This is a genomic window from Pectobacterium brasiliense, assembly GCF_013449685.1.
In the GTDB taxonomy this organism is placed as follows: Bacteria; Pseudomonadota; Gammaproteobacteria; order Enterobacterales; family Enterobacteriaceae; genus Pectobacterium; species Pectobacterium brasiliense_A.
Window position 1 is genome coordinate 37,411 of sequence record NZ_JACDSF010000016.1, and the last position, 26,288, is coordinate 63,698.

Below are 26,288 nucleotides of genomic sequence, written 5' to 3' on the forward strand. Positions count from 1 at the left end.
TCGAGTCTCGTTTCCCGCTCCAATCTTTTAGTTTCTTTCTTCAATTCAATATCCTTTTCTCTTTTGATGTACAAAACCCGTTAAACGCTTTCTGCTTTCTTCATCGCGTAAGAAACCCATACTGTGCGCTGATTGATGTTCTGGGCTGTGCCTTGATCGTTGATATCGTAGATAAATCATTTTATTAAATACTTAGTCTGATTATATTTATTCTGATACCTGTTTCTATTTTATTTTTATGTCGGTTTGATTTTGACGTAATATTAAAATTTGACTATGTTTATAACCAGAATGCATTTATAAAAATCACATCGTTTAAAATGAAGAAGGTTGTTATTGTTTTTAGTGATTTTTTCTATTCGACGCTATCTGGGCAGTATCATTTAAATTTCATGAAGCATTCCGATTATTTATTTAATAATGGGTTGTTATCATGGATCATATAGTTATTCCTAGAGATAAAAGAGGATGGAAAAATGACAGCAATAAATAGCACTATTTTACATGTTGTAGCGACGGGGCTGCTTGAGTGATGAGCGGGTTTGCTCAGGCTGATGACACGGCAAAAGCACATACCAGAAAAGATCAAGTTGAACTCAAACATATTCACGCTGTCCTGCAAAATGGAACGCCCAGCCCGCAGCACGATGCGATGTGTGAGAAACAGCTGAATATGCCTGAATCCAAATACGTCGGCATGCAAGTGACAACAGAATATAACATTAATACCCAGTCAATGATGATGTCGGCAAAATCCATGTTCCCTTCGCCAGACAGTACACAACCCATGGAATTAACGGCCGATTTATCCGCTTTGGGTCTCTTTGGCAGCTATTCATTTGGTGCATTTAAACTGAGCTACTTACCCAATGCTTATATTCTTTTCTCTCTTGATAAAAAACTGCAGGCTGCCGTTTGCCATCTACGGCTATTCACTTGACCTACTCTCTGCCCTTCAGTGGTTGACGGGTGAATTGTGTGGGAAAACTGAGGGCTGATTGGCTGCGACTTGGTGTCGAGTGGTCAGAGTCCTGCGTGTCATAGGGCGTTTCCTCGTGAGAACCCCCGTCGTCGAACATCATGTTACCTGTTTGTATACGGATGTAGTGATATCATCTCTGCTCAAGTGGCGAAATTCAGTGTGCCACGACAGGTCCGCGTTACAGGTAAATAATTATTTTGAGTGCAAATCGAATCCAAACCCCGTCTCTCCCCGTGTTAAAGCTCCTCGCACTTGCGACAGCCGCGTTTCTGACCTTACTGACTGAGATCATGCCGGCAGGGCTCCTCAGTGCGATCGCTACGGGTCTTGATGTTTCTGAAAGTCTGGCTGGCCAGTTCATTACCGCGTTTGCTCTGGGGGCGTTGTTATCTGCGATTCCTGCTACGGCGCTGACGCGCGGCATGCGACGCAAACCCTTGCTGCTCATCGCGATTAGCGGATTTGCCGTCGTGAATGCGGTGACCGCCTTTTCAGACAACTACGTTTTATCACTGGCTGCCCGCTTTGTCGCCGGTCTGTTCGGTGGCGTGGTCTGGTCGATGCTTGCTGGGTACGCCTCCCGTATGGTTCCCAGATGGTTACTCGGGCGTGCCATCGCCATTGTCGGTGCGGGCTCTACGGCAGCGCTGGTTCTCGGTGTACCGATTGGCGGCCTTCTTGGGTCAGTCATCGGCTGGCAGGGCGCATTTGGGCTCGTGTCGGTTATCGCGGTGCTCCTTGTGGTCTGGATCGCGCTTTTTGCTCCCGATTTCCCAGGTGAATCGGCGGATAAGCGGCTATCGCTGCCTCAGGTTGCCGCCAAGCGTGGCGTCGGGGCGACGCTGGCGCTGATCCTCACCTACATCGTCACGCACAACATTCTGTATATTTACATCGAACCTTTCCTCGTGGCTTCCGACATGGGGGACTGGCTCAACGGTGTGCTGTTCATTTTCGGTGCAGGGGCGGTATTTGGCCTTGTGCTGTCCGGCATTATCGTCGATGGCAACCTCAAGCGTCTTGGTCCTGCAGAGGTGTTCTTATTCGCCGCGGCGACGCTCTTTCTGGGCCTTTGGTCCGATGTTCAGGTCATTCTGATTCTGGCAGTCTTTATGTGGGGCATTTCTTTCGGGGGATTCTCCGTCGTCACGCAAACGGCAATGACTCACCTTTCTTCTGATGCCGTGGACGTCGCACAGTCGATGTCTACCACATCGTGGAACACCGCGGTGGCTTCAGGGGGCGTCATTGGAGGATTGCTCCTCAGCAACGCAGGCCCGAGTGCGTTTCCGTGGGTGATGATCGGGCTGTTGACGCTATCATTCCTCGTCGTACTTCTGGGGGTTAACCGTGCGCTAGCGGCCGCTAAGCCAGCGCAGTCGGTCTCCGTCAGAAGTGATTCCTTGATGCAGAGTAACCAACATTTATGAAATACCGCCACTTCCTGTTTGACCTTGACGACACGCTGTTGGACTTCAAAGCCTCTGAGCGTCTTTCGTTTGCGCGTACGCTGACGAAACTTGGCGTCGATATTGAGAATACGACCCTGTTCGCAGACTATCAGCGCGAGAATTCCCAGCTATGGAGCGAATTTGAGAAGGGAGAAATCACCAAAGATCTCCTGAAAGTCGAACGATTCCGCCGCACGTTTTCCCTTCATGGCATCGATATCGATCCCCACAAAGCGAGCAACCTCTATCTGGAATGCCTGCCTGAGACCGTGGTATTAGTGGATGGCGCGGTTCAGATCTGTGAAGTGCTTGCCGAGATCGGTGAAGTTGGCATTATTACCAACGGCATCGAGTATGTGCAGGCGCAGCGAGTGGCGAACTCGGGTTTGGCGGATTGGCTCTCGTTTGTTGCTACCTCTGAGGCTTGCGGTTTCGCCAAGCCGGATGCACGCATCTTCGAGTTCTCCGCCAGCAAGTTCAGTTCGTTCGAGAAAACCAAAGCGATCATCGTGGGCGATAGGCTCGATGCCGATATTCTTGGGGCGAGCCTGTACGGCATAGACAGCTGCTGGTTCAACGCAGGCGGAGCCGCCAACGATTCGGACATCGCGCCAACCTACGAGGCCGCAACACTCCAGGATGTCTTCACGCAGCTCAGCGCTAAGTCTTAAGCCAATATAAAACCGCGTCGACGACAATCACCATGGTTAACTTGCGGTGGATTGTCGTCGCTCTCTGGTTGTCAGTTTCCTGAATAAGAAAACTGTTCAAGATAAAAGGAGCGTCTGAGACGAGTTACTTAATAAGCTTTAAGTCAGCTTTTCTGTGACGCTTTTGATCATCATAGAAATTTTCATGTGAACCGAGGCTCAATAAATATATTTCAAGTTTAGCGTCAACCCAGCTATAACTCAGGAGATATTGCTGGTTACTCATATAAAATTTATGTACCCAAAGATAATTCAGATCACCCTTTTTGCGCTCACCAATTTCAGGCTCGTCAATGATAAGTTCAATCTGTTCATCGACGGTTTTCTGTTCTTGTTCTGTCAGAGAGGCAAATTTTTTCTCAAAACGGCGTGACTGATATATCTCAAGATTTTTCCCTGTCTCTTCTGCGCACATATTTTGTCATTCTTCCATTGTCGATTTCTGATTTCGCCAGCAGGATTTCGTTGATGAAGGAAAAAGGTAATTCAGGGTTATCCTCAGCAATACGACCAATTTTAGCCCAGTACTCTATTTGCTTTGGCACGCTTCGGCTCATTGCTTCTGCATGCACTTTCACTTCTTCAACAAAATCGTCATCCAGGCGGATGCTTGTTGCCATATTTCTGTACTCCACTATGTAGTCACCACAGCTTTTTAGTGGTGGTTTCAATGATACGTCACCTTTTGACGCACTACGGATTCAGTTTGCGATAAATTGTCGCAATGCGCAATCTGTTTTCTTGCGGTAGCCCGCAACATAATCATGTCTTATCTCTGCGACTGTTTTCATGAAATGCACATCCTCAGTAGTCGCAGACCAGAAATACGCGGTCAAAGCGTAGGGCGGCAAGGTCGGTGCGATGGCACAACCACTCTGCATCACTCACAATGCATTTTTGTAACGTTTTGCTTTTTTTTGGTGCGCTAACGCAGCCGGATCGGCGTGTTTGCTGGGGTTTTATGGCGCGGATAAACATGGCACGGCCTGTGCTTAGTCTTACATACCATCTTGTGTACAAGATGGGGCGACTCAGGCAATCGACCTGATCGGTTTTTTCAGGCTGGTGGTTATCGGCTGTTGTTAGCTCACCATTGAAGGGGGAACACAATGAAAAATAACAATGACAAGATCGATCGTAAACGCAGGCAGTTGATGAAGTGGTCAGCGGTTAGCGCGGGGGCGCTGACGCTAAGTAGCTTGCTGCCAGGAATGGCTTTTGCTGCCGAAGGGGAAGAAATCCGCATTGGTTACTGGCCGATTGTGGGCGGCTTGCCTTTATATGTGGGCGTTGAGCGGGGCTTTTTCAAAGAGGCAGGATTGAATGTGCGAGCGGTGAAATTCGCCAGCCCGCAGCAGATTGTCGAGGGGATGATCACGGGCCGTATACACGGATGCGCCAACGGTACGGCCACTGGTGCGCTGGGATTAGGGGCGATTACCTCACCCGGACTGTTCAAGATCATCTGCTCGAACCCGTCGAATCATCGGATGGTATTAGATGAATTTCTGGTGCCGTTAAACAGCGACGTAAAAAGTATCGCGGAGCTGAAGGGTAAGCGCATCGCCTGTGGGCCGGGTATTCAGAATGTAGTGATGACCAAAATCATTCTGGAGAAAAATGGCTTTACGGCGGACGAGCTGCGCGTGACGGAATTGCCCGTCGGGCAACATGTGGCTGCGCTGGCGGCGGGTCAAATTGACGGCGTTTATACGCTGGAACCCACGGGAACCGTCGGGCGGCTGAAAGGGCTGTCGCGTACCCTGGAAACCGGTGTGATCTCGCGTTATGTGCTTGATAACCCCGATGCGCCGTGGTTTGGCGGTGCGGCGGCGTTAAATAGCGGTTTTATCGAAAGTCGGACGGCGGATGCAAAACGCTTCACGCAGGCCTATGCCAAATCGGTGCAGTTTATTCAGCAGAACCCAGAAGCCGCTCGCGATCACATCACGGGCTACACCAGCATTGAGGCCGAATTGAGTAAAGAAGTGCCGCTGCCGGGGTTTGTCATGTACGACGAGCTAAAAGGCGACAATCTGGCGTGGTTCCAGAAGTTCTATGACGTGTTCACCGAAAGAAAAATCTTCCGGCAGCCGGTGGATGTCAGCAGCCTGATTTATCAGCCTTAAGGGAGGTGCTCGATTATGCGCCAGCATTGGACGTCTAAATTATTACCCGCTGTCGGCCCGATTCTGCTGTTTCTCTTTTGGCAATTGGCCGTCAGTGCGAAATGGCTGAACCCTATTTTATTGCCATCGCCCGTCGAGACGCTGGGCTATATGTTCCAGTCTTTCGCGGATGCCAGCATGCGTACCGATATCGGTGCGACGCTATACCGTACGCTGGTGGCGTTTGGTTTTGCTGCACTGATTGGCGTGCCACTCGGCATCATTTTAGGCAGCAACGAGAAGATCTACCGCAGCCTGGAGTTCTTGATCGACTTCTTTCGTTCTACGCCATCATCGGCGCTGATTCCGTTATTTTTGCTGATTTTCGGGATAACCGACGCGAATAAGATTGCCATTTCGGCTTTTGCCGCCGTGCTGGTGATTCTGTTCAACAGCGCCTATGGCGTGATGAATGCAAAGAAAACCCGTCTGATGGCGGCGCAGGTCATGGGGATTTCCCGCTGGCACATTTTTAAAGACATCATGTTACTGGAAAGTCTGGCGCAAACCTTTGTCGGCCTGCGCACGGGCGTGTCGATGGCATTGGTGATCGTCATTGTCGCGGAGATGTTTATTGGCTCGGAAACGGGGCTGGGGCACCGCATCATTGATGCCCAGCAGGTGTTCAATATTCGGGATATGTACGCCTCGATTCTGATTACGGGCGCACTGGGATATCTGCTTAACGTCCTGTTTTTAGTGGTAGAGAAACGAATTGTTCACTGGAGTGGCAAAGCATGATGACATCTCATACAGCGCAAGTGGAAAAAACGGATACCGCTTTTCCTCCTTATCCGGCACCAAATACCCACGTTACCATTCGCGGCTTGAACAAGTCGTTTGCGGGGCAGCCGCTCTATACCGACCTGAATCTGGATTTACCGCGCGGCAAAATCGTGTCTATTTTTGGGCCGAATGGCTGTGGTAAATCGACGCTGATGAACATGATTGCAGGGCTGATTCCCGTCGACAGCGGCGATATCCTGTTTGATGGCAAAACGCTGTCAGAAACCAGAATCGGCTATGTGTTTCAAAACTACCGTGATGCACTTTTCCCCTGGATGAGCGCCTGGAAGAATATTGCTTATCCGCTGGTGCGGAGCGGCATGCGCAAGCAAGACGTTCAGGTTCGGATGGATGAACTGATCGCGATGTTTGATATTCGCTTCGATCTTCAGCGTTATCCGTATGAGCTTTCAGGTGGACAGCAGCAGACGGTATGTATCATGCGGGCGTTGGCGACAGGGCCAGAGGTGATGTTTTTGGATGAGCCATTCTCCGCGCTGGATTTTGAAATGACGCTGTTCATCCGTGACAAGCTGCAAGAAGTTCAGGTGGCGACCGGCGTGACGATGGTCATCGTGTCACATGATTTGGAAGATGCGGTATTTCTGGCGGACGAAATCCTGCTGCTGACGCGCCGGCCAACGACGGTGTCGGAGATTGTTCCGTTCAATTTAGCGCGTCCACGCGGTGCGGAGGCGATGAGCGACCCAGAGTTTATCCGCGTCAAGGCACACACGCTGGAGGTGTTCAAACGCGAAATGGCTGCATAAGTCGCCCATCTGGCGTATCTATTTCTGGCTTACCCAGCCGTAGCGGGCTGGATAAGCCAGATTTCTGCATTCACTCTTCACCCAGAGAACGCGATACGCGTTCTTTTCTTAATACGCCCTGTATACCGACAAACAGCACGCCGGTTAGCAGCAAGATGGCGATGAGACCGTCGTAGCCGTAAAACGTGATGGCAGCACCAGAGAATAGCGGCCCGCTGATACTGCCAGCCGACCACACCAGCCCCAGAAGTGAATTCATCACAATCAGCCGCTGACCGGCAAATTTCTGACCTGCCCGAACCAGAGACAGTGTGTAAAGCCCGCCTGCCGCTGCGCCCAGTACGATACAGACGGGGACCAAAAGTGAAGGAGAGGAGAATGAGAAGGTGATCAAAACCAGCATCACACAGAAAAGGATGCCGCAGCCGATGTGGGTTTTGATGATGCCGCATTTGTCTGCCAGCCAGCCAATCGGCGTCTGAAAGACGGCATCGCCCAGAAAAATGAGTGTGACCAGTAAGATCGCGGATTTTTCGTCTAAACCCTGTTCCATGCCGTAAAGCGGAAAGAGCGCAAGGATACTGGCATCGAAGAAGGAGAAGCAGAGCACGCCAGAAGCGATTGCCGGGAGAAAAGGAATAAGATCCCGATAAGACGCTGAGGACGATTCATCTGCCTGAACCATCGTGGCGCAGTTCCTCAGCATGAACGCACACGCGGCAGATATTGCGCAAATCAGCCATAACGCATAGGTTTGCATCGGCTCGCCAGCGGCAATGAGCAGCGGCCCTATCAGCTGACACCCTGTAAAAACGGCGGCATACAGCCCCGTCAGCGTCGCTTTGTGTTTGTCTGACGCCCGACTGGTGACCCAGGTTTCTCCCAGCACCACCAAAACCCCCGAGGCGAGCCCGGTTAACAGACGAGGGAGAATGAGCGAAACAGGGTGTGACAGCAGGAACGAGGCAACGGTGGATGCTGCCAGAATGATCAGGCTGCCGGATAACAGATAGCTGGCGTGCAGGTGGCGGCTGAGCCATGGCGTAACGAAAGAGGATAGCATCATCCCCGCCGCGGGAAGGGCTGCCAGAATACCGAGTGTCGCGGTGCTGTGCCCGAGCTCGGCCAGCTTTAGGCTGATGAGCGGCAGCGTGTACCCCGTAACCAACCCCACGAGTGAGGCGGCGATAATCATGTTCAGTGTCGTGAAATTGGCTTCACGGGAATATGCTGTCATTGTCTTTCCAGTGCGGTTTTAACAAGCATTTTCAATCCCGGAAAGGCAGGTGGACACTTCCTGCATTAGCCAGGTATGAAATCGTACGTACTTTTCATTTTGTTCAAGGGGGATGGGCGATAATAGATAATAAGCAGACCCCTCCCGCGCAAATCCATACGGTGCATGCAGTTGCCCGTTTGCAATCTCGTCCTGCACCATCAGGAAAGACGCCATTGCCATGCCTAGTCCCGATACCGCCGCCTGAATACACAGATAAAAGTGTTCATAGTCCGCTCTGGTGCTGCCTTTGAGTGACACATGCGTCTGTCGTTGCCAGGTTGCCCACGCTTTCGGCCGCGTTCCGGTATAGAGCAAACGCATCCCCTCCAGGCTCTCCTTGCGATCGGCTTTGTCGCGACTTACCGGCCCCATCCATTCATCACACACTTTTACCCCATGCGTTTGCGGATCCCAGTGAAAATCGTCACGCCGCAGCGCGAGGTCAACGCCGCTACGCACAAAATCAATCGGCCCGCCCGCAGCCACCAGATGAAGTTTGATATCGGGATTCGCCTGATTAAAAGCCGGTAGCCGCGGAATCAGCCATTTCATGGCAATCGTGGGTTCGCATGATAGCGTCAGTACCTCATCCTGCGCACCTTGCTGTAGCCGATAGACCGCGCCTTCGAGCTGCTCGAAGACGGACTGCGTGACCGTATGCAAAGAACGTCCCGCTGCGTTTAAAAAGATTGCCCGGTTGCGTCGTTCAAATAGCTCAACCCCCAACGCCTCTTCCAGCAACCTGATCTGCCTGCTGACGGCACCATGCGTGACGTGCAGGGATTCGGCGGCTTTAACAAAGCTACCGGTTTGTGCGGCCGCTTCAAAGAAGCGAAAAGAGGCTAACGAGGGAATTTTCATATACACGATGAAATTTGACAGATTTATACCAAGATAAATCGCTTTTTTGCCACATGCAAACGCTGAATAATCACACTGTCTTCAGGTTTGAAAGGCCTAATGACCTAAATAATGAGGAAATATCATAGGAGTTGCACCTTTGCCAGCCGTATTACGTCAGTGATGTTTGCATTGCTCCTTTAGCCTGCCTGTTACCCATCTGTGCAAAATCATCGTGAAAGTGATGGCTTGCCGAACAAGGAAAACGTTAATGAATGAGTTAATTGCCGTCGCGACGATCACCATTTTGGCGGTGATCAGTCCGGGGCCTGATTTTGCCATGGTGACCCGCAACAGCTATGCCTTTGGCTCGCGCACCGGTTTACTCAGCGCGTTTGGTATTGCTTGTGGCGCCCAGATACATGTGATGTATACCGTTTTTGGCATCGCGGTATTTATTGTGAACTCTCCGATACTATTTATGGCGATGAAAATTCTGGGAGCGTCATATCTGATTTATCTGGGGTATAAGTCATTAACTAATAAAACAAAAATAACATTAGAAGAAGCGTCCGGTCATGCGCCGTCATCGCTTGCCGCGTTTCGCATGGGCTTTCTCACCAACGCGCTTAACCCAAAAACCATGCTGTTTGTTGTCGCCACCTATACTCAGGTTGTGCAGCCCAGTAGCCCAATGAGCCATAATTTTGGCTATGGGTTATTCATGTCGGTGGCGCATTGGGTCTGGTTCAGCATTGTCGCGCTGTTTTTTGCCGCACCGGCTATGCGTCGCCGACTGCTCGACAAGCAACGTCTGGTCGACAAAGGTATCGGCGTTGCACTGATTGCGTTAGGTGCATCTCTGGCGTTCACCAAAATTACGCTCTGATGCATGACGGTGGTGAATAAAGTCGTCTGTAATACGTCGTGTGAACATAAAAATGGAGAATTAGGCAAGAAAACAAGCGGAATGCTATACCTGTTTGCTGGGGGAATTGAGGAAAATAGCGTGTTTTTCCACATAATCGGTTTCTTTACACGATCGATTGCTCAACACGATAAGTTTCTCAACATAATCGGTTTCTCAACAGAAAAGGAAATAGCCATGCTTGTACATGCGTATGGAGCCCATGCGGGCGATAAACCTCTTGAACCGTTGCAGATCGTCCGTCGTGCGCCCGGGGCCCACGATGTCCAGATTGAGATTGCGTACTGTGGTATCTGCCACTCGGACCTGCATCAGGTGCGTGCCGAATGGGCAGGAACACAGTTTCCCTGTGTGCCCGGCCATGAAATCGTCGGGCGGGTGTCGGCAGTAGGGGCTCATGTCTCAGCCTTCAAGGCTGGCGATCTGGTGGGGATCGGTTGCATCGTGGACAGCTGTCGGCACTGTGAAGAATGCGACGATGGTTTAGAAAACTACTGTGACGGAATGGTCGGCACGTATAACGGCCCGACGGCGGATGAGCCCGGCTGGACGCTGGGTGGCTACTCCCAGCAGATCGTCGTACATGAGCGCTATGTGCTGCGTGTCCGTCATTCCGAGGCGGAACTGGCTGCGGTCGCACCTCTACTTTGCGCGGGGATTACCACCTATTCGCCGCTGCGCCACTGGAATGCCGGGCCGGGTAAGAAGGTCGGCGTCGTAGGTATCGGTGGACTTGGCCACATGGGGATCAAACTGGCGCATGCCATGGGGGCTTATGTTGTGGCGTTCACCACGTCTGAATCCAAACGTGAAGATGCCAAGGCGCTGGGCGCAAATGAAGTCGTGGTGTCTCGTAACGCCGAAGAAATGGCGGCGCACGCAGGCAGCTTCGATTTAATCCTGAATACCGTTGCTGCGCCGCACGATCTGGATGCGTTTCTGGTGCTGCTGAAACGCGATGGCGCGCTCACGCTGGTCGGTGCGCCTGCGTCACCGCATCCTTCTCCTAACGTGTTCAACCTGATCATGAAACGCCGCACGGTGGCGGGATCGATGATCGGTGGTATTCCTGAAACGCAGGAAATGCTGGATTTCTGTGCCGAGCACGGGATTGTTTCCGATATTGAGCTGATCCGCGCGGACGAAATCAATGAAGCCTATGAGCGGATGCTCAAAGGCGATGTGAAATACCGCTTCGTCATTGATAACGCCACGCTGCACGCCTGATTAGCTGTACCCCACAGCACGGATTTCCCCGTGCTGTGGGATTGTCATTGATTGATTTATCACGCCTTCTCTACATCATGAGAAAAACCAAACCAGCATAATTTCCTGTCACCAACGACGCGTGAATGCGGTACTATTCGTCGTCATACCTTTATACCAACGCGTTGATTTTCCTTCTCTATCACAGCAAAAAGACAGTTTAAAATGGAAATTTATCTTGGTTTAGCTCTCCTGCAATGTTCGCTACCTCCTACTGCTACAGAATGACGAGAAAGGAATATCTTTTTGGCAGTTGGTAAACCCCATCAATACCGTGCTTTGGGGCAATGTTTCATCTGCGATAAATAATAAGGAAAAATAGAAAAATGACGGACAGGCATTCAAACGAAACCGGGGTGTCACCACAACACGATTTCCCTATGCGCGACGAGTCGCTTGCGGCAATCAACAAATGGTTTGATACGCATGAGCAAAGGGCCGGGCTTGATGAGATTATATCGCGAACCACATTGCAGGCCGGCATCCATGACGATGTGATACTGGATTATGCGCCGGGGCGTACGTCGATATCCTCTGAAGCGAAGCCGGATGCCGATGGGCTGTCGCCCGGCAGTCGCAAAGGGGCGCTGGGCGTGGCGCAGATACAGGAAAGTATCGTTCCTGTGCTGACTCAGGCTATCGCGCAGCGTGTTGAGAAACTGGCCGATTCGGCGCTGATTGACTACCGGTTTTGCTTCCGTGCCATCTTCCCAGCAACGGAAGGTCGCCTGTTGGTTACGCTGTTTACGTTCACTAATGAGGTGAAAAAGCAGCGGCTACTTGAGTCCATTCACGCCTATACCGATCGGCACCTGACGCATGGCGATGCGCCGACGGAGCCGCTACAAACGTTCTTTCTGGCTCGTCATCTGCTTGATGTACAGCTCTTTCCCTCGCAGGATATCCACTGGATCATGACGCAGTTTGAGCAAATTCAGCGGCGAAATGCTGGGCATGCGGAGCTGTCGGAGCATCGGCGCAGTATTATCGGTGCATTAAAAACGTGGGTAGAACAGGAATTTCTGCTGCGGTATTGCAACGTGTCTCAGCCTGAGCATTTTTTTGAGCCAGAAATCTATACCCTCAAGCCCGGAATCGCGTTGGAGCAGCAGGATCCACAAACGCTTCACCCCGTCGAGCTCGTGCTTTATGCCGCCATCATGATTCTGCGTTATGAGCCTTCCTACAGTAAGTCTCGGGCGCTGGAATATCTGGATATCGCGAAGCAGTTGGGCTACCCGCGTGCGCTAAGCATCATGGAAGAGGGAAGTGGTGTGTTTGAGAAAGCGCAGATTAACCTGAAGAACGAATCGGTGGAATGTGTGGCGAATGATGTGTTCTCTACCATCAACGTTCGTATTCGCAAGGAAAGCGCCGAAGCGTATGAGCAGGCTCTGCTTTTCATTACGCGCTTACTGAGGCTTGGTTTCCCAAAGAGTTACAAGATTGTCCTGAAATCGTCGGTGCGACAGTACCTTCCCATCAAGGGGCTGGCAAAATCGGATACCCATCGTTTTTTTGCTAACGCGTTGCAGTATGCATCGAACTATCCGCTTCTTGAGGATTATGCGCGTACTGCGATTGAAGAATTTGAATGGTACGCCGATTCGGAAGGCGAAAAGTGCTGTATGCCGGGAAGCTATGCGGTATTCGGGCTGGGTCTGACCGAGGCGGGATACTTCCCACTCGTCAAAGATTACATGGAAAGTGTGGATGATGAGCATCAATCGGTACAGGATGCCTTCATTCGTGCATTTTTCGATAAGCATAGCGTGACGGCGCAGAACGTGGCGACGCTGGTTGCCTGCCTGAGCCATGCGACAGAAAGCCTAAAGTTGAATATGTTGCTCGCGCTAGAGAATGATGCGTTGTTCGAACAACTGGTTGAAGAAGTGCGGATGCGGGAACCCGCCGTGATAGAACATATTTTGTATCTCATCTGGGGCAACACCAAAAAGCTCGCTGCACTGGTGAAAAAATCGGAAGCGAAGCGCGGCGCGCTATTGACGTCGCTCATTCAGGCTTCTGCCTAATCGTAAACGTAATGACGACAATGTTCGGAGTGAGTCCGAAGGTGTCTCACTCTGCTAAGGAACGTGTTTATGACCGCTATTCTGCTGCTGGACTCGCGGGCCGATGAAATTGGCTCTGTCTTAAATCATGCTGCACCAGAGCTTGAGCTGGTGCTCTCGAACGGTACGGCAGAGCAGGCCGCAAGCTGCCCGATTTGGCTGGGTGAACCGGATACCGCTGCCGCATTGCTGGCTCAGGGAGCCAAACCAAAGTGGCTACAGTCGACCTGGGCAGGGTTCAAACCGTTGTTGGCTGATGAGTTGCCGCGTGATTACCGTTTAAGCCGTGCCGTTGGCGTGTTTGGGCAGCCTATCGCCGAATATGTGATTGCCTATATGCTCAGGCATGAACTGCGTCTGGGGGAACGGCAAATCAGCCAGGAAGAACGGCGCTGGGATCACCGTTTACCAGGATCGCTGGCGGATAAAAATGTGCTGATTGTTGGTGCGGGAGAGATCGGCTGTGAAGTCGCAGGTTTTCTACGGCCTTTTGGCGTTGAGTTATATGGCATCGTTAGTACGCCAAGACAGCGGCCTGATTTTAAACGGATCATGAGCTTAGCGGAGTTACCCGCTGCAGTACCGAAGGCTGATTATGTCATCAATCTCCTTCCCGATACGTCGGCAACCACCGATATCTATGATGCCCGTCTGTTTGCCGCCATGAAGCCTTCGGCGCTGTTCATTAATGTCGGGCGGGGTAGCGCCGTGGTGGATGATGATTTGCGGGCGGCGCTATGTGATGCGCAGATTGCGGGGGCGGTGCTGGATGTATTCAGGCAAGAGCCGCTACCGTACAGCCATCCATTCTGGAACACACCGAATCTGACGTTGACGGCGCACATTGCCGGACCAATGGTGCCGGGGCTGATGGGGCGATTATTTCTGGATAATCTCACCCGCTTTCATGCTGATAATACGTTGCGTGGTGAGGTTGATTTTAGTCGCGAGTATTGATTGCTAAATTAATTACCGCCATAAATTAATATTTAAAATAATAATTGCATATAAAAACTATTGTAAAGAATTCTGAAAAATAACCGTTAAGACTATAGCAGGGCGGAATAATATCGCCCTAATTTAGTCCGTTTTTAACTCTGCGGTCTGGGTAAATCCCCCCTATTTTAGCTGCCCCCAGGATAAGCGAATAGCCAGATAACACATCGCAGTTCAGACCTATATTCGGTGCCTGGTGGATCAATTCAACCGAAATCGCGATGGCTCTTGTATAGCCTAAATAATTCGAGTTTCAGGACAAAAACGGCAACGCGTTTTTGAACAGCGCTTGCGCTGACCCCGAAGGGTGAGGCCATCAGGCCGAGTAACGCGGCCAACGCACACGCAACTTGAAGTATGACGGGGATAATCGTTTGGGGACTCATTGCGCATACACCCGAAGACGTAATTAGCATATTTACCGTGTACTGGTGGCCCAGCTCAGAAAGATGTTGGTGCAGGAGGAAAAAGCGTTACTCATGTCACATTGAGCACATTTGCAGGGAAACCTTGTCGCACAACATAAAACGATGACACACAGGAGCAAATGGTACTATGAAGAGTATTTCTACATTTGGATCGCACACAGTGGCATATTCAAGGCAAAGTAATCTAGCGATGAATAGCCAGACTGAAAAACAGAATGCCGCGAATAATAATGCCGTGTTAGCTAGGGCAACCATTGAGCGTCAGGTTATAGAGATAAGCCCAGAAGCCCTTGCTAAATTTCAGGCCTATAGCGCGAAGATGAAACTGGACGATACGGCGTCTGAACAATTAAGAACTGCTGAAGGTGCGAGGGTATCCCAACCAGGACCTCTTAGTGAAGAAGATCAAGCCTGGAGAGTGGAAGCAATGGCGTCTGCCAATGCTAAAATAAACGCCGCATACCTTAAGAAGATAGATGATGCTTGGGGTAACCTTTCTCCGTTAACGAAGCAAATGGATCAGACTTATGCGTCTTTCTTGGATCAGCTTGCTGAAGATCACCCTGACTTGAAGGGGGCATTTTTTGGGTTTAGTGTGAATAAAGATGGAACGCTTTTTGTGACGCAGGCGGAAGGCTTGGATAGCGAACAAATTGATCGTTTGGAAAAAGCGTTGAATGGCTCTGATGAATTAGTCGCTTTGGCGAATGATTTGGCAGATGCTCAGATTGAGGTGTTTAATGCGCATAGGGGCTTCAACACCCAAAAAACGCTGAGCCGAGATAATTACGGTCAAACCATCGATATGGGGGTTGATATCCTAACAAGGCATCTCGCACGTTCTGCCCCTCGTGATGGTACTGCTGTGGCGATCCACCAACGGAACTGGGATAGCAACTGGTATAACCAAATATAATTAATAATATAAGGTTTCCGAGGCGTTAAACGGTGTAATGAAAAACCGCAGATGCCTGAGTGGTTGGTTTGTGGAAGCGGGTTCAGAGCTTCCACAGTTTACTACTTGCTGAAATCGCGCGGAGATGTTTTTCAGTGAAAAGGGCTTGCCACGCTGAGTTGGTTGGGACATAATGCTGTCCGTTGAATCGCTTGGTTATTTAATAGTGATTAAATTCATTAGGTTACGAGTGATTTGGCAGGGTTTGATGAATTTTGATTCAGTGTAGTTTGCTGAAGTAAAAAATAGTAAATCCGATTCTATGCGGGAATAGCTCAGTTGGTANNTTCGAGTCTCGTTTCCCGCTCCAAAATCTTTCATCGTTTTTTCTAAAACCTTCCAATACACTGATATTAGGTTCTTATCTCTATACCGCCTATTATTCATCCTGGCTAAATATTGATACCTCGAAGACTCTTTTAGACACCGATTTTCCTACGGTTAAGAACATCGGTGTGGCCGCAGATTAACGCTAGCTTAGTTGAGTTCTTGGCATGTGGTTCAGAAACTAGCATCGAATGTGGCTATTTCATACTATTCCAGAGAGTGTTACCTGTCTTAAGGAGATCCAGCATAATCATTGGAAGCCCCTGTACAGGATTTCCATCGATAAGGTTAAATCCATTCTTTAACCCAGTTTCGGTGACAAAGAATACCCCATCGACATTTCGAAAGTCCGGTTCCTCAGAATGCAATGTAATCTCGCTGGAGGTTTCAACAATGAAGTTTTGATTTCCAGACGGTGTATAGACAGAGAATTTACTGGAGAAAGGCTGACCTTCATTTACCGTCCCCTGACCGAAAGTGTTCACAACTTCTTCTAGGAATTCAAAATTTGTTCGATGATCGAACGAAAAGCCAGGATCGAGTGCATAGCGTAGAAATCCAGAATCCAGTGATGTTTTAGCGATTCCATCACCGGTTAGTATGCGTGCAGCTGTTGCAGTATCCGTTTCGGTAAATTTAAAGGTCTGCATGCGCCCACTGGTATCATACATTCCCCCACTATTGACGTTGGCACTTACGCCCCCAAACATACGATAGTCACCCAGATCTCTCGCCAGAGCGTCCACATACCCTAAATCTGTTCCTTGTTGTTGAGCCTGAGCATACAACTCGGACAGCATACTGCGATCCTCATTGGTGAGGAAGTTAACAGAGGACATCTGCATCGTAGCTTCGTTTAATTGTGTCTGCACTGACGGAATTGTATCTGTACCACCAAACAAGCGAGACATCATCAGCCCTTTACCACTTATTTGGGCTTGCTTGGTCGATAATATCTCATCCTTCGTGCTATTTACCGTTGTAGGCAAGGGGCGAACTGTTTTCTGGTCATCGCCTGATATATTTTTTATCTGAGCGTATGCCGCTGTGGATGTATTGATAATCATAATGGAAATTACCCCTTGCCTGTTTTTAAAGGAAGCTAGAAATATATCTCTACCGTCAATTATAACGATGTGAATAATTAATTAGGCTAATAAGTATATTCCCAAGCAATGCTCTCTTTTTGTAATGGATGTAGATTCTCTCCGGGTTTTCCCGTCAGTTTGTGCTGAATTTGAATTCGTACACCGTGGTCAAAACGTAATTCATTGAATTGAGCGGTTGTTCCAGATGTACCTTTAGGGACAATAATACATTTTGTTGGTGATGTCTGATAAGGTAGATAATAACATATGTCGACACTTTCAGTATATGCAGTGGGGTAGGACGCTACGCTATAATTTACCTGGGTCAGCTTCTTAGTTTTGCTCAATGTCCCAGAGGGAAACTTTGTTGCACTCGCATAAAACTGGTTCAACGCAGGGGTACTTGAGCCATCTGAATAAACAAATCTTATTTGTGCTGATAGTGGTGCTTCACTGATACTGCCAGTGGAGGCCATTAAAGGGAACGCTGCTACACTGGCAGCAATTAGTAGGGATAAAGAAACGAATTCCTTCTTCATGATTTCTCCTGGGTATTCTTACGTTTTTTTACTCATTACAGTGCTTTTCTGCATCAGGCATCATGGCGGTATTTTTTGCTATCGATATCAGGATGTCAGTCTCTTGGCAGCCTTGTTATGGGGCAATAAATGTCCAACCATTGTGTTAGCAGATCCGGTACTTTGTTAATGGTTCCTATATGACGATTTCCTTCCAGCCAGTGTATTACTGCGCGGTCGGGGCCTTATACGAACTCCGCATTCACTATCCATTATTAACGGAACAAGAAAAGTAAAATCTAATGTTTATAAAAAATAAATCTAAACGATGAACGCTAAAGTGTGTCGGATGTTTTTTTCTATAGCGGTTCCAATTTTTCCGTAATATATATCATACACGTCTGTAATTCGACTGTGATTTTTGAGTTGGCGTTGTTGGTTAATAATGTGATCACGGTAATTATTATTGTGATCATTGTTTTTCCTGTGGGTTTTTTATTTGTTGTTGGTTTTTATTTCCTCAAGGGATTTGTGATGTCGACGGATTTATATGGAAATAAATTAAAGTTTTTTCCACCTTTGCCGTTAAATTTCACAAAGGTTAACGTTGTTTTTTAGCGATCCTCTGAAGTTATGGTGGGGGAAATAATATTACGTCGCCACTGGAATGGATTTGTGGCGCATATTCAAGGTCTGTGCCGCATCTGAGCTGGGCGGATGTTCCGTCATACAAGCAAAAAAACATTAACACATGGAGAAAAGTGCGATGACTTTTAAAAAGGTGCTTCTGGCTAGTATTGTGACTTCTATGTTTGCTGCTGGAGCGGCTTACGCGGGGCCTCCAGTGACTGTGACTTTCAAAAACTTGGGCAACGAAACCGCGACATACAAAATTATTACTAACAATGAAGTCAGTACTAACGCCAGCACCAGCCCCAAACCCGCTACGACTGTTCCTGCGAAGGAATCTGATATTTATCGGGTTCAGAATGTCATCAGCCCTGATGCTAATGCAGCAATTGTTCGTTATACCATGGGCAGTAAAACGTGCGTATTCGGTACTACCTTCGTCAATACCATTATTCCTGGTGGCCTTTTTAATCCTGGCAGCCCTAAAAAGGCTCCAAAATGGAATAAATCAGCTGAGGGGAGCGGTGGGGCTGTCTGTACTGCAACGATTACTTCGCAGAGTTTATCCACATATGCGTGGAATGTTGAATTCACAATGAAATAATCAGCAGGCGATGTATTTTGGCTGATAGGCGAGAGGTCGCGTTTTTGTATAAAACGCATCGCTAGCGCTATTATTATGTATGTCATGGGGACGTCATGCATCATTGACGTCCCTTTTTTGACTCGCTCAGCTTTGCTGGTATAGCACCGCGGTATGTTCAATGTCATTGCATTGCTGCTTTTAAATAGGGGCAGATTATGGAAAAAATAAATTCACTTGATGCTGTATCCAGCCGCTATATACCGGCCAATACGGTTGGAAAAAGCGCTGTTGATGCAAAGGCTGTAGCATCGGTTCAAGAGAATAATGCAACAGCGACGAACAATGAGAGCACTCAGGTATCCGCACTCGCTCGTCAGCTAAGCGACGCTGCTGTTCGGGCTGCCGCCCGAGATGCAGGAACCGATCGTGATGGTTTAGGGGAGATCGCCAGATCGGTCACTGAGAAGCTGTTAGGCGCGAACTATGATATGAATAAAGTCGCTCATGATGCTGAAGTGCCTAAAACAGAAGACCCCGATTTATTAGCTCGGGCCAAACAAGCGACCAGCTTCGTGAATGGTGATGGTGCAAATCCGTTCAGGGGAATGTCCCGCGAGCAGTTAGCGTTGATCACCTACGATGAAAGTGGTGATTTCACCGTCAATGAAAGACGTGCGGCTTGGTTGGAGTCTTATGATCAAGAGCAGCAGTGGAAGCGTGCCGCGATCGCCAAAATGGATGAGGAGTATAACCGTACTGGACAAGTCTCTTCTGGTACATTGTCAGAGATTCTTAAGCATTACAAATCCTTACCAGCAATTGAAGAAGCACAATTGCCCAAAGGATACGATGCGCAGCTATTGTCTCAGATTCAAGTTTCGGAAAGCGGTGGCTTACCTCAGAGCGTAAAGGACTTGCAAGTATTTCTGGATAGTATGATGGAGAGTTGATCTTAGCCAACAGCACATTCAGCCTTCATGACTATCAGCGTTATATATGGCGAACACAACAGCAGCAGTTGTTCGCTTTACCTATTTTTGTATTATCGTGTGAATAGTCGTTCAACCATCGGGTCTATCTATGGTTCAGGATCAACGCAGGTAACTGTAAATTGGCAAAATAATCAATAAAAAGCAGTCGTAAGTTAACATGATATGCAAGCATTTTTTGCTAAACGATAGAATGTTTGCGTATTTTTTTCTCGCTAGCGTTGAATGTCTCTTTAACATAGACTGCTATAAAAATAGCGTGATTTTGGGAGGTATAAAAGTGTTATCAAAAGTTGATCTAACATCAGGCATCCTTTCCACAATGGGTACTGGAAAGCAAAATCAACCATTTTTCGATAATGAACATCAAATTAATCAGTCAATTGAATCGAAATCTAGCACTAAGGTGTCGCTGTCGTCTCAGGCACAGCAGCAGGCTGCATTACCTGATTCGATTGTCAAAAGATACCAAGAATTACGTAGTCGTGTCGATCAGAATGAAGTTGATTCTTATATTCGAGACCTATACGCAACACCTCGTCATTCAGGAGAGTTAGTTTCCATCGAACATTATCCTGATGTGTTTAATTCTTATACTGGTGAGCAAGTAACACCTGAGTCTGCTGCTAAATTTGCTGAGTGGGATCAGGCCGTGTTAGCAGAAACGACGCGTATATATAATAGTGAACGTGCAAAGGGTTCTTCATCTTCAGACATTTATTTAAAAATTCAGACGCATATAAGCCAACAACCAGAGAGTTTTTTAAGAAAGATCAATTGGCCGAACCAAGAGATGTAATTGATCGCTCTGCCCGTTTTATACCCGTAATACATCAAATTGCAGGTGCGTTGGCTACGTCATGTGGCACACTGATGTGTATCTCCAACGCTTTGTGTTGTTCAAAACCCTAACGTTTTATTCAAAACGCAAATTATTTTAGGCATATAGAATAAATATCTCGGCAATACGGAGTAATCGGAGAGGTAGCTAAATGATGATGTTGAAGGCTTTTCCTAAAGCATAAACAGTAGGATAATCCGATTCATATGATGCTCTAGGGGATCGGCAAAGAGGCAAGGATGTCTGATGCAAGAATAACGGATCTGATCTGTTTACAAGCTATTTCACACCTCTACAGTACCGGTGCTTCTTCTCAATCGGTATTACATGATATTTATCTATCCATTCCTGCCGGACAAAGCTGCGCTATTGTTGGTGCATCGGGTTCTGGTAAAAGCACCTTGCTCAATATCATCGGTTTACTCGATCAGCCCGTTTCAGGGCGTTTACTGCTTTCTGGGCAAGATATGACCAAAGCAAGTGCCGATGAACGCGCCATCATGCGCAATCAGGTCATTGGTTTCGTCTTCCAAAGTTTTAATTTGCTGCCGCGTCTGGACGCGTTGGATAACGTCGCACTCCCCTTGATCTATCGTGGAATGTCTCGGCAGGCTGCTCGGCAAGCCGCGCAAGTACAACTGGCGCGCGTTGGTTTGGCTGAGCGAACCTATCATCGCCCTGCTGATTTATCTGGTGGCCAACGTCAGCGGGTCGCGATTGCACGCGCACTGGTTGGCGAACCAGCACTTCTTCTCGCAGATGAACCAACCGGCAACCTTGATAGCCAAACAGCTGATGACATCATCACGCTGTTACTGGCATTGAACCGCGAACAGGGGACGACATTAGTGATGGTGACACATGATGAAGGTATAGCTTGTCGTATGGCTCGGTGCATTCATGTGCAGGACGGACGAATCCATGAGGTGAAGCATGTCTGACCGTCGTTTACGAACGCAAGCGTGCCAGACCCGACAATCCCACTATGGTCCTTCTCTGCAACAGCGTCTGCTTGAGCCATTGAACAGTCTCATTCTTCTAGGGCGGCGTGCCGTTCTGGCCCTGCTTGGGATTGCGATGGGGTGTGGTTCTGTTGTTGCGTTGCTTAACATCGGGCACAACGCGGAAGCTGAAGCCATGGGGGTATTCAAAGGCATGGGCAGCGACCTGCTGGTCGCGGCCGTACAGAATAGGGTAGGGAGTCACGCTATTGGTTTGGTGCCTGCGGATCTGGATATCCCCGTTTTGCGACAAAATTTGCCTGATATTAAAGCAGCAACGGCTCTCATTATTACTGCTACTGAGGTGCGATTGCGCGGCCGTTCGTTTACCGGCATGGTTGTGGGGAGCAGGGCTGAATTGTCGGAAGTCTTAGGATTAAAGCTCGCACAAGGTCGCTACCTGAGCGATTTCGATGCACAAAGTACCTACATCGTGTTGGGGGCGAATGTTGCCGAACAGTGGGCATCGCAGGGGGGCGTAGCCGCTTTAGGTGAGCGCGTGCAGGTGAGTGGATACTTATTTGAGATCGTAGGAATCCTTCAACCGCAGGGGAACAACCCTTTGGTTCCCGTCTCAGTTGACGACGCTATATTGATGCCGATCTCTGGTATGCGTCGTGTCATGCCAACACCACAAATCATCAGCGTGATTGCACGTAATAGCAGCAGCGACACGTTGGTGCAAACGGGCTCGCAGCTAAAGGATTATTTGGTGTCTCTGATGCCGAAGGTTGATATCGATGTGCAAATCCCACAGCAACTACTGGAGGGAATGGCGCAGCAGTCGCGGATGTTTTCATGGTTGCTAGCGGGGCTGGGAGGGATTTCCCTGTTGGTCGGTGGGGTAGGGGTGATGAACGTCATGGTGATGAATGTGTCCGAGCGGCGTCGCGAAATTGGTGTTCGTATGGCATTGGGCGCGCGACCACGTGATATTGCGGGGCTGTTTTTGCTGGAGGCTGTTGTGTTGTCTGCTTGTGGAGCCCTGATCGGGGCGATATGTGGTGTTGCGGCGGCGTGGCTGTTTGTCTTTTTTTCAGGTTGGTCCAACTTTTCACTTTCGGTATTGTCACTTCCCCTTGGCATTGGCAGTTCATTGGCGATTGGTCTGTTTTTTGGGCTTAACCCAGCAATGACTGCGGCTCAGCTCGAACCCGTACAGGCGCTACGCGATGCGTAAATCTCTCCTGTGTTTACTGATCCTGTTTTCTGCCCATCAAGGGTATGCAGAAACGGCTTTGAATCCTTCTCAGGCGACGCGGCAAGGGCTGGCGGACATGAGCGTATCGCTAAATGCGCAAACTATCGATCTCACGCTAAGCGATGCCATTTATCTTGGTTTGCGTGACAATCGCGCGATCCGCAGCGCCTATCTGGATCGTATCTCGCAGAAATTTGATCTGCGTGTCGCGGAGGATCGTTTTACTCCCAAATTGTCGCTGACGGGTAGCTATCTTTCCAATCGCAATCAAAGTGATCGTTATCGACAGGGCAACCTGACGCCAACATCGACACTGCTCACGCCTTATGGCACCCGCTTCAGCCTAGGCTGGACCTACCGCCACACGCAGGCTGATAACGCAGGGTTATCGCGTAATGATGGTGCCAACATCACGGTGATTCAGCCTTTGCTTCGTGGAGCAGGTAAAGATGTCACTACTGCGCCAGTTCATATTGCGCGTCTGACTGAACAACTCAATCGTCTGACGTTGAAATCTACAGTCTCGCAGACTATTACGCAGATTATCGCTGCCTATCGGGAACTGCTGCGTTCACAGGAGCAACTGCAAATTGCTCGTGATGTTCTGGCGCGTGCGCGCCAACTGGTTGACGTCAACCGTGCGATGATTGCCGCAGGGCGTATGGCCGAGTTTGAAATTGTGCAAACCGAAGCTGAAGTTGCCACGCAGGAATTGGCGTATGAGGAAGCTAGAAATCAACTGGATACCGCGCGGCTTGCGCTGCTGCAACTTCTGGCGTTGGATTTAAATACGCTGATTGTGGCAACAGAATCCATGCAGGCACAGCGCGTTGATGTCAACGCTGCGCAGGCGTTGAAACAGGCCGAAGCTTCTCGACCTGCTTATCTTGCACAGATTATCGCTAACGAGCAGGCGGCGCTCAGTCTGGCGGTTGCGCGTAATGATCGCCTGTGGGATGTCTCGCTAGTCGGCGGAGCGAGTCAGGTTCGTGACCGTGCAGCACAGAATAGCCCTTCACGTACCTGGGAAAATTATGTGGGTGTTCAGGTGGAGATCCCGATTGGCGATCTGAGTACCCGTCAGGCTGAGGTTCAAGCGCGGGTCAATGTGCGTAATCAGCACATTCAGTTGGATGAGGTTAGGCAGCAGCTTGAACGTGATGTTGCCAATGCGGTGCGTGATATTGGGACACGCTGGCGGCAATTCGAGATTTCTCAACGTGCACGAGATCTGTCACGCCGTAAACTGGACATTGAGCGAGAAAAGCTCACGGTTGGGCGTTCCAGTAACTTTCAGGTGCTGAGCTTCGAGAACGATTTACGCAACGCGGAAAACGCCCGTCTCAATGCGCTCATTAGCTACCTTAATGCGCAGGCTGAACTGGATGAGACGCTGGGCACTACATTACAAAGCTGGGATGTTGCACTTAATGATTAGACATCGCTTTCTATCTCGACTGCGTCGGCGTCACTATATTATCGTGTCGCTGGTTGTGGCATGTGGTGTATTTATGTGGCTATTGACTGGGCGTACGGGTGAGCAGGAAAGCGTCCCTCAGGGGCAATGGCTACCCATTCAGCCTCAGCGATTGGAAAATCAATTAGGGCTGGTGGGACGAATTCAGGCCGCGACGCAGACAACGCTAGCTGCCCCTTTTGAAGGCGTTATCCGTGAGGTACTGACGCGTGAGGGGCAACGTGTCGAGCAAGGGCAAACATTGCTGGTACTGGACCCTGGGCAAATTGAGATTCAGCTCCGTCAGGCGCAGGCTGAACTGCTCAAAGCACAGCGTGAGGTGCAGTCACTCAAGCAGTGGGAGCAAAGCGCTGAGGTATCGCGGGCGCGACGTGCGGTAAATTCAGCCCAGTCAACGTTTAGCAACACGCAGGCCAACCTTCGCGATACACAGGCGCTGTTCGAGCGTGGCATTGTTGCGCGAATGGAAGTGGATACGTTAAAGCAGCAGATTCGTACCCAGGAGCAGGATGTTATCGCGGCGCAAGAGGAGTATCGAACGGTGTTGGCACGTGCGAACGGTGAGGATCGTAAGATTGCTGAGATGGAACTGATCAATGCACAGGTTCGCCATCAGGCGTTGGCGACACAGGTTGAACGACAGACCGTCAAGGCGCCGTTTAGCGGTTTTGTGGTGCGTCCTGCGACACCTGATAATGGTAAGCCTGTGGTCATCCAGCCCGGTTTGCTGGTTAGCCAAGGCGCGCCGCTGTTTGGCGTCATTGCTCAGGACCGTTTTCAGGTGGCAACTCGGGTAGAAGAGACGGATCTGCATCAGCTACAAGAGGGGATGGTGGTTAACGTGAGCGGGGATGGATTTGCCGGACAGACCCTGACAGGCAAGGTTACTTCGATTGATATGCAGGCCGATGCTGCTGAGATGTCAGGTAGCGGCGCTTATTATGATGTGGTGGTGTCACTTGATACGCCGTTGGCGGATTTAAGGCAAAATATTCGACTGGGGATGAGCGCACGGCTGGCTATCATTGTCTATCGTAATGAGCACGGTATCGCGGTGCCTGCACAGGCTGTGCAGACTGACGAGAATGGCCGTGCCTATGTGATTTATCGCCCGAATGCCAACGTCCCGCCAAAGAAAATCAACGTGACGTTGGGAAAAACGGTGGCACAAGGCGTCGAAATCTCTGGGCTGGAGGCGGGTGAAGTACAGATTCCGTAATTATCGGCTTAAGCATGTGCCGGATACTAGAAACGATAATGGTGAGTGTGTCGGTTTCTATTTTTTGACGCAGAAGTGGGTGTTAGGGTTGTTAGCACATGCTTGCCGTTTATTTCCCCTGAACACCCGCCTCGAAAATTAGCCGCTGTAGGACGATTGATCTTGCTTATTCAGCCTTTCCCGCAGGGGTGGTATTGCTCCCCATTGGGATATTACGTGGTAAAAGCAGGTCGAACAGATTGTTCAGCGGGTTTGCATTTTTCCCAGGCTCGCCGGTCACAAAGTTGTAATCCATTTCGATTAGATGTTTGAGTCGAGATTCGTAGTTGGCGGGAGCCTGTACCTGTTCGATTAACGGCAAGCCTTCATAGTGTTCCAGAACAAGTTTGAAGAACTCGGTTTGTTTAAATTCCCCTCGATTCCATTCTTGCTTGCTCTGCGCTACGACTCGATGGCTCCAGGCGCTTTCTATTTCATTTGATTCATGCAATGCCGCTCTGCGCTCGTTGACGGTAAAGGTATTGCTATCATCATAAATAATGAGTGAGAGTTGATCGCGAGAGAGTCCTTTAAAGGGGTTTGAGCCATGACCGTTAGCGAAGTCATTAGCTTGCTTTGCGCGAGCAAGTAATTGCGGATCGTCAGTATCAGGTAATTCTTCAGCTAGCGCTTTTCGGCGGCTTTCATAGCTGCTACCAGCCAGTTCCTCAATGACCGAATGTGCATATGACGCCAGTTTTCCACGGCTATTGCTGCTACAGGGCGGGATTCCACTTTGCT

Annotated in this window: 25 protein-coding genes and 1 pseudogene; 19 read left to right on the forward strand and 7 right to left on the reverse strand. The window is 49.5% G+C overall.

Annotated elements, in window-relative coordinates; all coding sequences use genetic code 11:
* The 4 genes and pseudogenes from H0248_RS21905 to H0248_RS06640 form a co-directional block, all read left to right on the forward strand.
* On the forward strand, window positions 1-188 hold a 188-nt coding region (locus H0248_RS21905; RefSeq protein WP_219609020.1), incomplete at its 5' end, for a hypothetical protein.
* A 288-nt stretch (window positions 189-476) separates the two neighbouring features.
* Window positions 477-916, forward strand: a pseudogene (locus H0248_RS06630) (hypothetical protein); the annotation flags it as partial.
* 299 nt (window positions 917-1,215) lie between these two features.
* Complete coding sequence (locus tag H0248_RS06635; RefSeq protein WP_308415655.1) at window positions 1,216-2,412, forward strand: MFS transporter; 1,197 nt, start codon at window positions 1,216-1,218, stop codon at window positions 2,410-2,412.
* Window positions 2,409-3,104, forward strand: coding sequence for a YjjG family noncanonical pyrimidine nucleotidase (locus H0248_RS06640; RefSeq protein ID WP_180785236.1), 696 nt, complete (start codon window positions 2,409-2,411; stop codon window positions 3,102-3,104). Before H0248_RS06635 ends, H0248_RS06640 begins: the two co-directional genes overlap by 4 nt.
* A 124-nt stretch (window positions 3,105-3,228) precedes the next feature.
* Here the strand turns inward: H0248_RS06640 and H0248_RS06645 are convergent, their stop codons facing one another.
* Together H0248_RS06645 and H0248_RS06650 are read right to left on the reverse strand one after the other, a co-directional pair.
* Window positions 3,229-3,558, reverse strand: coding sequence for a type II toxin-antitoxin system RelE/ParE family toxin (locus H0248_RS06645; protein WP_110162343.1), 330 nt, complete (start codon window positions 3,556-3,558; stop codon window positions 3,229-3,231).
* Window positions 3,527-3,763 (reverse strand): TA system antitoxin ParD family protein, encoded by a 237-nt coding sequence (locus H0248_RS06650; RefSeq protein WP_039317656.1) that lies wholly within the window; start codon window positions 3,761-3,763, stop codon window positions 3,527-3,529. Before H0248_RS06650 ends, H0248_RS06645 begins: the two co-directional genes overlap by 32 nt.
* A 489-nt stretch (window positions 3,764-4,252) precedes the next feature.
* Between H0248_RS06650 and H0248_RS06655 the strand changes: the two genes are divergently transcribed.
* From H0248_RS06655 to H0248_RS06665, 3 genes are read left to right on the forward strand one after another with little or no spacing between them, the layout of a single operon-like run.
* Window positions 4,253-5,272, forward strand: a complete 1,020-nt coding sequence (locus H0248_RS06655; protein ID WP_039501638.1) for an ABC transporter substrate-binding protein — start codon at window positions 4,253-4,255, stop codon at window positions 5,270-5,272.
* A gap of 15 nt (window positions 5,273-5,287) precedes the next feature.
* Window positions 5,288-6,052, forward strand: a complete 765-nt coding sequence (locus tag H0248_RS06660) for an ABC transporter permease (RefSeq protein ID WP_039283646.1) — start codon at window positions 5,288-5,290, stop codon at window positions 6,050-6,052.
* Window positions 6,049-6,867 carry an ABC transporter ATP-binding protein gene (locus H0248_RS06665; RefSeq protein WP_180785237.1) on the forward strand — a complete coding sequence of 273 codons (819 nt, stop codon included), beginning with the start codon at window positions 6,049-6,051 and terminating at the stop codon, window positions 6,865-6,867. The genes H0248_RS06660 and H0248_RS06665 overlap by 4 nt, the downstream gene beginning before the upstream one ends.
* A 70-nt stretch (window positions 6,868-6,937) precedes the next feature.
* Here H0248_RS06665 and H0248_RS06670 read toward each other — a convergent pair whose 3' ends face one another.
* On the reverse strand, window positions 6,938-8,104 hold the full coding sequence (locus tag H0248_RS06670) for an MFS transporter (RefSeq protein WP_180785238.1): 1,167 nt from the start codon (window positions 8,102-8,104) through the stop codon (window positions 6,938-6,940).
* Window positions 8,105-8,122: 18 nt separating this feature from the next.
* Window positions 8,123-9,007: a LysR substrate-binding domain-containing protein gene (locus tag H0248_RS06675; protein ID WP_180785239.1), complete on the reverse strand. Its 885-nt coding sequence runs from the start codon at window positions 9,005-9,007 to the stop codon at window positions 8,123-8,125.
* Between the two features lie 250 nt (window positions 9,008-9,257).
* Between H0248_RS06675 and H0248_RS06680 the strand changes: the two genes are divergently transcribed.
* The 5 genes from H0248_RS06680 to H0248_RS06700 all read left to right on the forward strand — a co-directional run bounded on the left by H0248_RS06680 (window position 9,258) and on the right by H0248_RS06700 (window position 15,592).
* On the forward strand, window positions 9,258-9,875 hold the full coding sequence (locus H0248_RS06680; protein WP_180785240.1) for a LysE family translocator: 618 nt from the start codon (window positions 9,258-9,260) through the stop codon (window positions 9,873-9,875).
* Between the two features lie 216 nt (window positions 9,876-10,091).
* Window positions 10,092-11,141 carry an NAD(P)-dependent alcohol dehydrogenase gene (locus H0248_RS06685; RefSeq protein ID WP_039283638.1) on the forward strand — a complete coding sequence of 350 codons (1,050 nt, stop codon included), beginning with the start codon at window positions 10,092-10,094 and terminating at the stop codon, window positions 11,139-11,141.
* 365 nt (window positions 11,142-11,506) lie between these two features.
* A complete protein-coding gene (locus tag H0248_RS06690; protein ID WP_180785241.1) occupies window positions 11,507-13,213 on the forward strand; it encodes a DUF6138 family protein in 1,707 nt (568 codons plus the stop codon).
* Between the two features lie 69 nt (window positions 13,214-13,282).
* Window positions 13,283-14,209, forward strand: coding sequence for a D-2-hydroxyacid dehydrogenase (locus H0248_RS06695; RefSeq protein ID WP_014916753.1), 927 nt, complete (start codon window positions 13,283-13,285; stop codon window positions 14,207-14,209).
* Window positions 14,210-14,803: 594 nt separating this feature from the next.
* Window positions 14,804-15,592, forward strand: coding sequence for a hypothetical protein (locus tag H0248_RS06700; RefSeq protein WP_180785242.1), 789 nt, complete (start codon window positions 14,804-14,806; stop codon window positions 15,590-15,592).
* Between the two features lie 563 nt (window positions 15,593-16,155).
* Here the strand turns inward: H0248_RS06700 and H0248_RS06705 are convergent.
* Together H0248_RS06705 and H0248_RS06710 are read right to left on the reverse strand one after the other, a co-directional pair.
* Window positions 16,156-17,025: a hypothetical protein gene (locus H0248_RS06705; RefSeq protein WP_180785243.1), complete on the reverse strand. Its 870-nt coding sequence runs from the start codon at window positions 17,023-17,025 to the stop codon at window positions 16,156-16,158.
* 86 nt (window positions 17,026-17,111) lie between these two features.
* The gene (locus H0248_RS06710; protein WP_180785244.1) at window positions 17,112-17,585 is read right to left on the reverse strand and encodes a hypothetical protein; all 474 of its coding nucleotides are present in this window, start codon (window positions 17,583-17,585) and stop codon (window positions 17,112-17,114) included.
* Window positions 17,586-18,330: 745 nt separating this feature from the next.
* Between H0248_RS06710 and H0248_RS06715 the strand changes: the two genes are divergently transcribed.
* The 7 genes from H0248_RS06715 to H0248_RS06745 all read left to right on the forward strand — a co-directional run bounded on the left by H0248_RS06715 (window position 18,331) and on the right by H0248_RS06745 (window position 25,508).
* Entirely contained in the window at window positions 18,331-18,798 is a 468-nt protein-coding gene (locus tag H0248_RS06715; protein ID WP_180785245.1) for a hypothetical protein, read from the forward strand.
* Between the two features lie 197 nt (window positions 18,799-18,995).
* Entirely contained in the window at window positions 18,996-19,730 is a 735-nt protein-coding gene (locus H0248_RS21910; protein ID WP_205558573.1) for a hypothetical protein, read from the forward strand.
* A 319-nt stretch (window positions 19,731-20,049) separates the two neighbouring features.
* The gene (locus tag H0248_RS06725) at window positions 20,050-20,568 is read left to right on the forward strand and encodes a hypothetical protein (RefSeq protein WP_180785246.1); all 519 of its coding nucleotides are present in this window, start codon (window positions 20,050-20,052) and stop codon (window positions 20,566-20,568) included.
* A 281-nt stretch (window positions 20,569-20,849) separates the two neighbouring features.
* Window positions 20,850-21,551 (forward strand): ABC transporter ATP-binding protein, encoded by a 702-nt coding sequence (locus tag H0248_RS06730; RefSeq protein WP_226374127.1) that lies wholly within the window; start codon window positions 20,850-20,852, stop codon window positions 21,549-21,551.
* Entirely contained in the window at window positions 21,544-22,791 is a 1,248-nt protein-coding gene (locus H0248_RS06735) for an ABC transporter permease (protein ID WP_180785247.1), read from the forward strand. The genes H0248_RS06730 and H0248_RS06735 overlap by 8 nt, the downstream gene beginning before the upstream one ends.
* The gene (locus H0248_RS06740; RefSeq protein ID WP_180785248.1) at window positions 22,784-24,250 is read left to right on the forward strand and encodes a TolC family protein; all 1,467 of its coding nucleotides are present in this window, start codon (window positions 22,784-22,786) and stop codon (window positions 24,248-24,250) included. Before H0248_RS06735 ends, H0248_RS06740 begins: the two co-directional genes overlap by 8 nt.
* Window positions 24,243-25,508, forward strand: a complete 1,266-nt coding sequence (locus H0248_RS06745; protein ID WP_180785249.1) for an HlyD family secretion protein — start codon at window positions 24,243-24,245, stop codon at window positions 25,506-25,508. Before H0248_RS06740 ends, H0248_RS06745 begins: the two co-directional genes overlap by 8 nt.
* A 166-nt stretch (window positions 25,509-25,674) precedes the next feature.
* Here H0248_RS06745 and H0248_RS06750 read toward each other — a convergent pair.
* The coding region (locus tag H0248_RS06750; protein ID WP_180785250.1) for a hypothetical protein at window positions 25,675-26,288 on the reverse strand (614 nt) is incomplete at its 5' end.